A 9653-nucleotide genomic window follows, 5' to 3' on the forward strand; every position below is an offset into this window, starting at 1 on the left:
CTCCTGCTTTTTTTTAACCTTATTTTTCGGTTATATACTAACATAAATATCCATTTTGCTCTTGGATATTTATTTTACAAAATGTGATATAATATAATTTATATACAAAATTATGTAACTGGAGGCATTGATATGGATATGAAATGGAGTTTAAATGAGCTCTACACATCATTTGAGAGCAAAAAATTTAAAGATGATATGGTTTCTTTTGAAAATTCTATAGAATATATAAAAAAATGGACACTAGAAAATTGTAAAACTTCAAATAATCCTAGAGAAAAAATTGAATTTTACATTGATTTCGAAAATAAATTTAATGACCTTGTTAATAAACTTTATAATTATGCAGAGTTATCCACAAGTGTGGATACAAAAAATGAAGTTGCTAGCAAGATATCAGAAAGAATAGCATTTAAACTATCGGAGCTAGCTAAACCCTCTACTATATTTTCAAAATGGTTAAATTCAATAGAAGATTTAAATTCTATAATTGAAGATTCCCCTCTTTTAAAATCACATAGTTATTATTTGAAAAACTTAGCTAAAAACGCCAAGTTTTTGCTTAGTGATACTGAGGAAGAACTAATGGCTAAAATGAAAAATAGTGGATCAGATGCCTGGTCTAAACTTCAAAACGTGTTATCCTCAAATCTGCTAGTTGATATTACCATAAATGGTGAAGATAAAAAACTTCCGCTATCTATGGTTAGAAATATGGCCTATGACAAAGATAAAAATATACGTAAAAATGCCTATGAATCAGAACTTAAATCTTATGATAAAATAGCAGAATCCTCTGCTTCCGCCTTAAATTCCATCAAAGGTGAAGTTATTACATTAAGTTATGCTCGTAGATATGAATCAGTTCTCCAAAATACACTTGAAGATTCTAGAATGGATAAGGAAACTTTAGACGTTATGCTAAGCGTTATGATGGAAAGCCTTCCTTCTTTTCAAAAATATTTTAAAAAGAAAGCGGAACTATTAGGACATTCAAGTGGTCTTCCTTTTTATGAATTATTTGCACCAATAGAAAACGTCAATATGCACTTTACCTTAGACGAGGCAAGAGTGTTCATAGTTAAAAACTTTAGAGCCTTTAGTGATAAGCTGGCGAATTATGCTGATAATGCCTTTGAGCATAACTGGATTGACTCTGCTCCAAAGGAAGGTAAAGTAGGTGGTGCATTTTGTGAAAATTTGCATAGCATTAAAGAGAGCAGAATTTTGTCTAACTTCACAGGAAGTTTTAATGACGTATCAACTCTTGCCCATGAACTAGGTCACGGGTATCATGGTTTATGTTTATCTAAAGAATCTGCATTAAACAGTGATTATCCTATGCCTATTGCAGAAACTGCCTCAATTTTTTGTGAAACACTTATAAGTAATGCAGCAATAGCCAGTGCCACGAGTGAAGAATCCTTTGTAATACTTGAAAATGATATATCTAGTAGTGCTCAAGTTGTTGTAGATATATTAAGTCGTTACCTATTTGAAACCGAACTTTTTAAACGCCGCGCGAATGGTTCACTCTCTGTAAATGAATTAAAAGAAATTATGTTAAAATCTCAAAAGGATGCTTATGGAACAGGTCTTGATAAAAACTTTTTACATCCATATATGTGGATATGTAAACCTCACTATTACGATGCTTCCAGTAATTTCTACAACTTTCCTTATGCCTTTGGTTTATTGTTCTCAAAAGGTTTATATGCAAAGTATCTAAAAGCAGGAGACTCATTTATTCGTGATTACGATGCTTTACTTTCAGCTACTGGGAAAAACAATTTAGTAGATGTGGCAAAAATAATGAATATAGATCTTCATTCCATTGAATTTTGGAGAAGTTCTCTAAAACTTATTGAGTTAGATATAGAAAAGTTTGTTAATATAAAATAACAAAAATAAAGTAGGTAATATAAACATTGTTTATATTACCTACTTTATTTCTATTTATCTTTTAACATAATAAGCCGGTCTTTAATTTTTTTCTCATATCCATTTTCAGAAGGCTTATAATAGCCCACCTCAAGCAGTTCATCAGGCAAATATTGCTGCTTCACATAATTTCCTTCATAGGAATGTGGATACAAATATCCTACTCCAGCCCCCAGCTTCTTTGCCCCCTTATAGTTTTGATCTCTTAAATAAGAAGGAATACTTCCTATATTTTTTTCTCCTATATCTTTAAGCGCATTGTTAATAGCCATATAAGATGCATTACTCTTTGGTGCTGATGCTACATAAATTGCAGCTTGCGCGAGTATTATTCTTGCCTCTGGCATTCCAACAAACTGAACTGCCTGCGCTGCATTGTTTGCCACAACCATAGCAATAGGATCTGCATTCCCTACATCCTCAGATGCAGCTATTACAATTCTCCTTGCAATGAATTTAGGATCCTCTCCAGCATATATCATTCTAGCAAGGTAATGCACTGCCGCATCAGGGTCAGAACCCCTCATACTTTTAATAAAAGCAGATATTACATCGTAATGTTCATCTCTATTCTTATCATATTGTATATGTTTCTTTTGCATACATTCCTCTGCAACATCAAGTGTTATGTTTATAATTCCATCAATATCTCTATCTGTTGTTAGTACCGATAATTCCAGGGCATTAAGCGCACGTCTTGCATCACCATTCGCCATACTAGCAATATAATTTTTTGCTTCTTCTTTCAAACAAATATTAGTATTCCCAAAGCCTGACTGTTTATCTTCGAGTGCCCTTGAAATAATACATTTAATATTCTCTTCATTTAATGGTTCTAATTTAAACAACATAGACCTAGATATTAATGCATTATTAACTTCATAGTATGGATTCTCTGTGGTCGCTCCAATTAAAATTAATGTACCCTGCTCAACGAACGGCAATAACGCGTCTTGTTGGGCTTTATTAAATCTATGGATCTCATCTATAAATAATATGGTTTTAACATTATACATTCCTAAATTATTCTTAGCCTGAGTTACCACTTCTCTTAATTCCTTTAACCCATCTGTTACTGCATTAAGTCTAACAAAATTAGATTTTGTAGAATTCGCAATAACCTTAGCTAAACTAGTTTTTCCAGTGCCAGGTGGCCCATAAAGTAGCAAAGAGGTTATTTTATCAGCTTTTATAGCTCTCCATAAAAGTTTTCCCTTTCCTAAGATATGCTCTTGACCCACATAATCTTCTAATTTACCAGGTTTTAATCTTTCAGCAAGTGGTGCTTCTTTTAATAAGTTCTTTTCTGCTTGTAATTCAAACAAGTCCACATAATCACCTTCAAATTTTTCGTTTTGTATGCCCTATATCTTATATACCATTAACTTAAGGATTTCTGTTTTATTTTTTCTGTCATCTCATGTATTTTTACTATTCCAACTTCTCTTAATTTTTTATTTTCATCTTCAATGCTCTTTGTTTCCTCAATACCCTGCATAATAGTATTCCAAGTTTTCTCGAGTGTTTCAATTTTTACGCTTGTTCCTCCCGCAAGTTTTGCTATATCAACACTTTGCATTCTTATATTTTCAGCATTTTTCATTAATAATTCATTGGTAGTCCTATCAAGCTCTGCTAGTGAATCTGATACTAACCTTTGCTTCTTTAGAGCAATAGCTTGAATTATTCCATTTTTAAATACAGGGATAGTTATTATAAAAGCAGAATGTACTTTAGATATCAATTTATAATTTCCCCTTTGAATCATTTTAATTTGAGGAGCAGTCTGTAATGACACCATCTTAGCCATTTCCAAATCATATATCCTCTGTTTTAACATTTCAACAGTTTCTTTAGCATTTTGATAATTTATCACATTTATTTGTTCACCATTCGCAGCTAGTGATTCAAGCTTTGGAATATCCTCGCTCTCATACTTTTGGACGACCATATTACCTGCAGTGATGTATTTTTCTAATTCTCCATAATACTCAAAGTTTTGATTATACAAGTTTTCAAGTAATAAGTTAGAGCTATTTATTTCCCTCTTATATACACTAAGCTGAGTATAAATCTTGTCTATCTCTCCACCAATGGTTTTGTATTTTCCCATCATTTTGTCAATTGCTTGACTTGGTTTACTAAATATCTTAGCAAAAAATCCAGTTTTTTCTTCCTCAAAATCTTGTTTATCAAACTTTTTCATTATACTTGTAAGTTCCTTTATCATAACACCCGAATTTTCAATGCTATTGGTTTTGATAGAATTTAATATTTGATCGGCAAATTTTGATATTTGTAGTGCTGGTTCATTACCAAATTCTAATACAGCATTTGCATCTTTAATATTTATTTTAGATGCAATTTGAATCACTTCTGGCGATGTTTTAAGCTGTTCACTTATGCTTATGGCCTTTTTCTCTATTAAATCATTTCCAATGCTCTCATCCTCTATTGTAAGTACTTGATCGACTTTTTCCATAATTTCACTCCTCTTATATATTGGGACTTATTTTAATACCATATATCTTACTTAAAGATTTAATTTTATAAATAAATCTATAAATTATTGAATAAATTTTTAAAAAATCCTTTTTTCTTATCAACATTTTTTTTAAAATACAACTTAAAACTAACATTCTCAAGTCTATGAATGTCGTACTGCTCAGGATCAATAAAATTTTCTATGTCATTATATCCTGAAGGATTGTAAATAATAATATCTACCCCCATAGAATCCATAAAAGAAAGCATAATACAATCTTCAAAAGATAAATTTCCATCTTCTTCATTATTATAAATCACAATCTTTGGAACCTCTTCTGGGTAATCAAATGATTGCAAGAGTTCTAAAATTTTCTTATCTAAGTTTATTAACACTGAAAAAATATCTACTTGTAAATCCCTTAAGTCTTCATGTTCAACATTTTTTATTATAGGATTAAGGCACAAATCTTTAATTTTTTCTGCCATATTCCTCTGAAGTCCAGACCTAAGATCCTTATATTTCCACCAAGATGAATTAATCATTTCCGTAGTATTAAACTTTGAAAAAACATTATTGGGATATACTTGATCAAACTTTCCATATTCCAAATGTACAGCATCCATTATAGGTAATTTATTATAGAATTTAGTAAACTTCTGGGTTATTACCCCGTTAATCTCTTTCCAATAGATATCAATGTTTTCATGTATGCCACAAATTTTAGAGAAAATATTTGGTATAACCACAGTTGACCCTTTAACATTAAATCCTTCCCTTATGTTTGCTTTTTCCTTAATCCATATATATATTTCCTCATAGGTAGTATTAAGGGTAACTGCCTCCACATTATAATCTGCAAACTGCCAAGGTCTGTAAAACCCAGAATCATCTGTATATAAAGTCTTATCAAGCTCCTCCCTCGCACTAAATGCAGTTGTCTTAATTCTATCCTCACTATTACTTGGGAAAGGTTTTATCTCGCCCTTTACGTTATAGACAATCTCCCTAGAAAAGGAATTGAATTTATCAATTTCTTTAAATGTCCCAGAATTTTTGGGATTAAAATATAAAATATCACAACCGAGTGTTGATAATAATATCAAATAAAATACCTCTGCTTTTGAAATATCACCATAAAAAATTATTTTCGGATTAAGACTAGTATAATCAAAATTTTCGAATAATTCTTTAGAATAAGTGTATAACCAATGCATATTATAATTTACAATTAATTTAATATCATCATTATTAATTAACTCATTACTCTTAATATAATATTCTATAAGACCCTTCAAATTATTCTTAATTTGCCTAAGCATTACTTTGTTAGAAAGTTCCGGGAAAAATCCATTATCACTTATTAAATTTATAATCAAAGAAACATCTAAAACTTCCGCCGAAAATACCTTTATCCAGATATCATTCAATACATTTTGTAATCTTATACTAATGTCTTTATCCAAGCCTTCACTAAATCTAATGTAAGATGGACCAACCTTCCTTAACTCTTTATCTAACCTATATAAATTTTCATAATACTCTTTCTCACTATTTTTTATACCAATAAACCTATAAAAGTAATTAGGCACAGTAACTACATTAGAATTATATTTAAACCCATCCCTTTTATATATCTCTGTTTTTAAACTACTTATTATATCTTCATTAATCTCCAAATTTACGCTATTAATCTCTAAGTTATTCAAACTATTCTTTTCCATATTCACCTAACCTTTTCAATATGTATTCCCTTGTAAATATAGTTTATTCATCAATAATAATTATACCATATTAAGCTCAAGATTTTTCAATCAAATATATTGTATGGGAAATAATATACATATTAACATAAATAAACTACCATTAAAACAATAAAAATATATTTAACAAAAGAGATACCAAAATTTAGTATCTCTTTTGTATAATTGAAAATTGAAACACAACAAATAATAATTATCATGTTTGTCTAACACACCTCACTAAGAACTTTTATCATAGTAGATTTAATATAAGTATAATATTTCTCAGTAGTGATTTGCATACGAGATGTAGAAACTATTGAAATTCAATTTAGAAATTCTTGTTTTGCGAATGTAAAATTCTCGTAAGCTTGCCAGGACATAACAATTATAATTGTTATGTCCCCCCCTAATACGCGCGATAACCAACTTCTATAATTGTAGATTAATAATAAGTATGAAAATATCCATAGTACCTTACAATAAGAGACGAAAGAACAATTAAATTTCCGTTTAGCAATTCTTCTTTTTCAAATATAAAATTCTCGTAAGCTTGCCAGGACGGCAAGCTAGCGAACCCGAGACAGGACGTCGAGTGTGAGCACTAGAGAATTTTATATTTGAAAAAGATTAGAATTTCTTAATAAAATTTCTTGTTCTAAGTTCTTATTGTATGGCACACAGGATAACTCTCATACTTTATCAACATTTATAAACGCGGCAATATTTTTTCTAATCTACTTATTAATATACTAGATAAAATCCCAATAAAGTATCCTGTAACAATCGCTGCAATTAATAACACTGGTAAATACACATATATTCTTAAGTCATTAATTATAAATCCTGCTACTAGTAACTGACCTATATTATGAAATACAGCCCCACAAACACTAATTGTAGGTATACTTATGTGTTTTTTTAAATACTTATAAAATAGTACCATTACTATATTGCTCAGAACTCCCCCAGCAAGGCTAAACATAAATGCTGGCATACCTCCGCCAAATATAGAACCTAATAATGTTCTTAAAAACATTATTAGAAATGCCTCTCTCCATCCAAGTAAAATCAATGCAACTAAGGATATAGAATTAGCGAGGCCTAATTTTATACCTGGAAATAACACCGGTATCTGAGCCTCTATTAAATAAATAACTAAAGCTATTGCCACTAATGTACTAAGCAAAACCATTCTTTTAGTTTTTGTCATATTTACACCTACATCTTTTTAATTTTAAAACGTCCCACCATCTATGCCTTCATTTTTTTCTGCCTGAATATTAATTATAAGTTTATAAGGCAAACATACAACCATCTCACCAGGCTTTGAAATCCATCCACTTTTTACACATTCCTTATGAGGACAATCAGCATCTTTTACACTAATACTATTATGTTTAACCGCTATAACATTATAATGACCATTATCCGTTTTTAAAGTAAATTCCTGTGGCTCTACTACCTTACTTAAATCAATAGTTTTAATTACCGTGCCTGCGCGCTTAATAACTGCAATATTTTCTGAACCTTTAATTGAGTTTTTGTATATTAAAGTAGCACCTGTTGTTATTAACACAATAATCAAAAGTACTATTCCGACTATCTTATCGCCCTTTTTCATAAGTAAACTCCTTGCTTGTTAATTTAAAATTGTCTTTAAGTCCTGGAGTAACATATACTTTTTTATCCTTTGTTACAAAAATAGCCTCTACCCCTTTAATAGACTCTACCAATTTAAGACCTTTATCAAGCCCCATGATATAAGTACTTGTAGACAGCGCATCTCCATCCACTGACTTCTCTGATACTATAGTTGCACTTATAAGACTTTGTTCAGCTGGATATCCGGTCTTTGGATCAAATATGTGATGATATCTTATGCCATCCTTTATAAAAAATCTTTCATAGTTACCTGATGTAACTATTGATTTATCAGTAACACTAATCGTTCCTAAGTATTCACCACGTGTACTTAATGGATTTTGTATCCCTACATTCCAATTTTTACCATTAGGGTTGCTTCCTATAGCATAAACATTTCCACCTAAATTTATAATAGCACTACTAATTTTATTATTTAATAAAACCTTTTTAACCTCATCAGCAGTATATCCCTTTGCTATAGCACCAAGGTCTATAGCTTGATTTGTTCGCTTTAACTTAACCGTCGAATTTTTCTTATCTAAAACAATATCTTTATAATTAACTAACTTTAATTTATCACTAATTTCAGTTTTCGAAGGTACTCTCTCTTTATCTGTTCCTATACCCCAAAGCCCCACAATTGGCTCTATTGTTGCATCAAGAGCACCACCAGTTAATTTACTGTATTGAACTGATTTTTCTATTACCGAATATGTGTCTTCACTAAGTTTTTGTCCTGAAATTCCAGCTTTGGCATTTAATTTAGAAATTTCAGAAGTTTTAACGTTAACAGACATTTTACTTTCTATGTTGCTTATTCTTTTTAAAACCAACGCTGTTGCTGTTTCCGCATTTTTGCCATATATCTTAAAGTTCATAATTGTCCCCATCATATATGTTTCTTTTTCAACTGGTTCATCATTTGTTGCGCAAGATATTAAGAATGTTGGAATAATTAATAGTAGAAGTAAACAACTAATTTTATGTAATTTTTTTATGTTAACTCACCGCCTCAAACTTGTCTTTAAATATATTATACCATATATATAATTCAAATAATCTCTCTCTATTTTTTGAAATATATATGATATAAACTAAACTTAAAAACGTTGAAACAAAGTTCCAACGTTTTTTTTGATAATTATAAAGACATAATAATTCGTATTTTTTTCATTTAGACCTAATAATCCTTTTGATTTTCATTTAAAATATTTTCAATTTCTACTGCTATTTCACGGCCTTTTTTATAAGAATTAAATCTATCTTTTGATATAGAGTCTCTATATGTGTCCTCACCAGAAAGAAAATCAATAATTCCTTTCTTTGCACTAGACACATCGTAAACGTAATCTATCCCAATAACCTCTTCTAGCTTTGAATAATCCATTAATATTCCTCCTCGTATCTTTTATACACTAAGTATTATAGTTATAAACTTCCCAATTTATAACTTTTAATGTACTAATATTGAGACCTTTATAAAATATACTCCTTTTAATGCCTTAAGATGTTATAAATGTCAAGCATTTTTGAAAATGTCCCGATATAAGTGAAACATTAGCACCAACAAATTGTTGGTGCTTTACTTTTTTAAAATCATGATTTTGGGTAAGCTTAATAGACCTATTGTATGCTATACTTTTTTTAAAAATAAACATTCATTAGATTTTATTAATGTATTAATATTAACCAGTCTTGTTTGATCTATGTGTTTGCTTGTCCAAGTATGCTTGAAATGATGCATGTTTCCAAGGATGACTCATAGGTGGCACGTAACTTTTGCGTTTTACTGGATTATCTTTTGGAAAATCAAAGTTTTTTGAAGCAGTTTTGTGATC

The 9653-nt window shown here is 30.1% G+C and carries 8 protein-coding genes; 1 reads left to right on the plus strand and 7 read right to left on the minus strand.

The features are described 5' to 3' along the window. Nucleotides 1–132 precede the first annotated feature (132 nt). A complete protein-coding gene (locus tag KPL54_RS12815; RefSeq protein ID WP_216106920.1) occupies nucleotides 133–1902 on the plus strand; it encodes a M3 family oligoendopeptidase in 1770 nt (589 codons plus the stop codon). Between the two features lie 50 nt (nucleotides 1903–1952). On the opposite strand, the gene KPL54_RS12820 is transcribed toward KPL54_RS12815, so the two are convergent. The 7 genes from KPL54_RS12820 to KPL54_RS12850 form a co-directional block, all read right to left on the minus strand. Continuing rightward, entirely contained in the window at nucleotides 1953–3272 is a 1320-nt protein-coding gene (locus KPL54_RS12820; protein ID WP_216106921.1) for a replication-associated recombination protein A, read from the minus strand. Between the two features lie 50 nt (nucleotides 3273–3322). Beyond that, on the minus strand, nucleotides 3323–4423 hold the full coding sequence (locus tag KPL54_RS12825) for a toxic anion resistance protein (RefSeq protein ID WP_216106922.1): 1101 nt from the start codon (nucleotides 4421–4423) through the stop codon (nucleotides 3323–3325). A 77-nt stretch (nucleotides 4424–4500) separates the two neighbouring features. Further along, the gene (locus KPL54_RS12830) at nucleotides 4501–6150 is read right to left on the minus strand and encodes a YceG family protein (protein WP_216106923.1); all 1650 of its coding nucleotides are present in this window, start codon (nucleotides 6148–6150) and stop codon (nucleotides 4501–4503) included. Between the two features lie 727 nt (nucleotides 6151–6877). Continuing rightward, nucleotides 6878–7381, minus strand: coding sequence for a Gx transporter family protein (locus KPL54_RS12835; RefSeq protein WP_216106924.1), 504 nt, complete (start codon nucleotides 7379–7381; stop codon nucleotides 6878–6880). 24 nt (nucleotides 7382–7405) lie between these two features. Next, nucleotides 7406–7792, minus strand: a complete 387-nt coding sequence (locus tag KPL54_RS12840; RefSeq protein WP_216106925.1) for a NusG domain II-containing protein — start codon at nucleotides 7790–7792, stop codon at nucleotides 7406–7408. Next, nucleotides 7776–8693, minus strand: coding sequence for an FAD:protein FMN transferase (locus KPL54_RS12845; protein ID WP_253203454.1), 918 nt, complete (start codon nucleotides 8691–8693; stop codon nucleotides 7776–7778). The genes KPL54_RS12840 and KPL54_RS12845 overlap by 17 nt, the downstream gene beginning before the upstream one ends. Before the next feature lie 302 nt (nucleotides 8694–8995). Then, nucleotides 8996–9202 (minus strand): hypothetical protein, encoded by a 207-nt coding sequence (locus KPL54_RS12850; RefSeq protein WP_216106926.1) that lies wholly within the window; start codon nucleotides 9200–9202, stop codon nucleotides 8996–8998. Nucleotides 9203–9653 lie beyond the last annotated feature (451 nt).

This window comes from Clostridium estertheticum (genome assembly GCF_018861295.1).
GTDB classification, from domain to species: domain Bacteria; phylum Bacillota; class Clostridia; order Clostridiales; family Clostridiaceae; genus Clostridium_AD; species Clostridium_AD estertheticum_D.

Bases quoted from the DNA above. Each gene is read 5' to 3' on its own strand.
- KPL54_RS12835 (WP_216106924.1), bottom strand. From the start codon at position 7,381: ATGACAAAAACTAAAAGAATGGTTTTGCTTAGTACATTAGTGGCAATA.
- KPL54_RS12825 (WP_216106922.1), bottom strand. From the start codon at position 4,423: ATGGAAAAAGTCGATCAAGTACTTACAATAGAGGATGAGAGCATTGGA.
- KPL54_RS12850 (WP_216106926.1), bottom strand. From the start codon at position 9,202: ATGGATTATTCAAAGCTAGAAGAGGTTATTGGGATAGATTACGTTTAC.
- KPL54_RS12815 (WP_216106920.1), top strand. From the start codon at position 133: ATGGATATGAAATGGAGTTTAAATGAGCTCTACACATCATTTGAGAGC.
- KPL54_RS12830 (WP_216106923.1), bottom strand. From the start codon at position 6,150: ATGGAAAAGAATAGTTTGAATAACTTAGAGATTAATAGCGTAAATTTG.
- KPL54_RS12845 (WP_253203454.1), bottom strand. From the start codon at position 8,693: ATGAACTTTAAGATATATGGCAAAAATGCGGAAACAGCAACAGCGTTG.
- KPL54_RS12840 (WP_216106925.1), bottom strand. From the start codon at position 7,792: ATGAAAAAGGGCGATAAGATAGTCGGAATAGTACTTTTGATTATTGTG.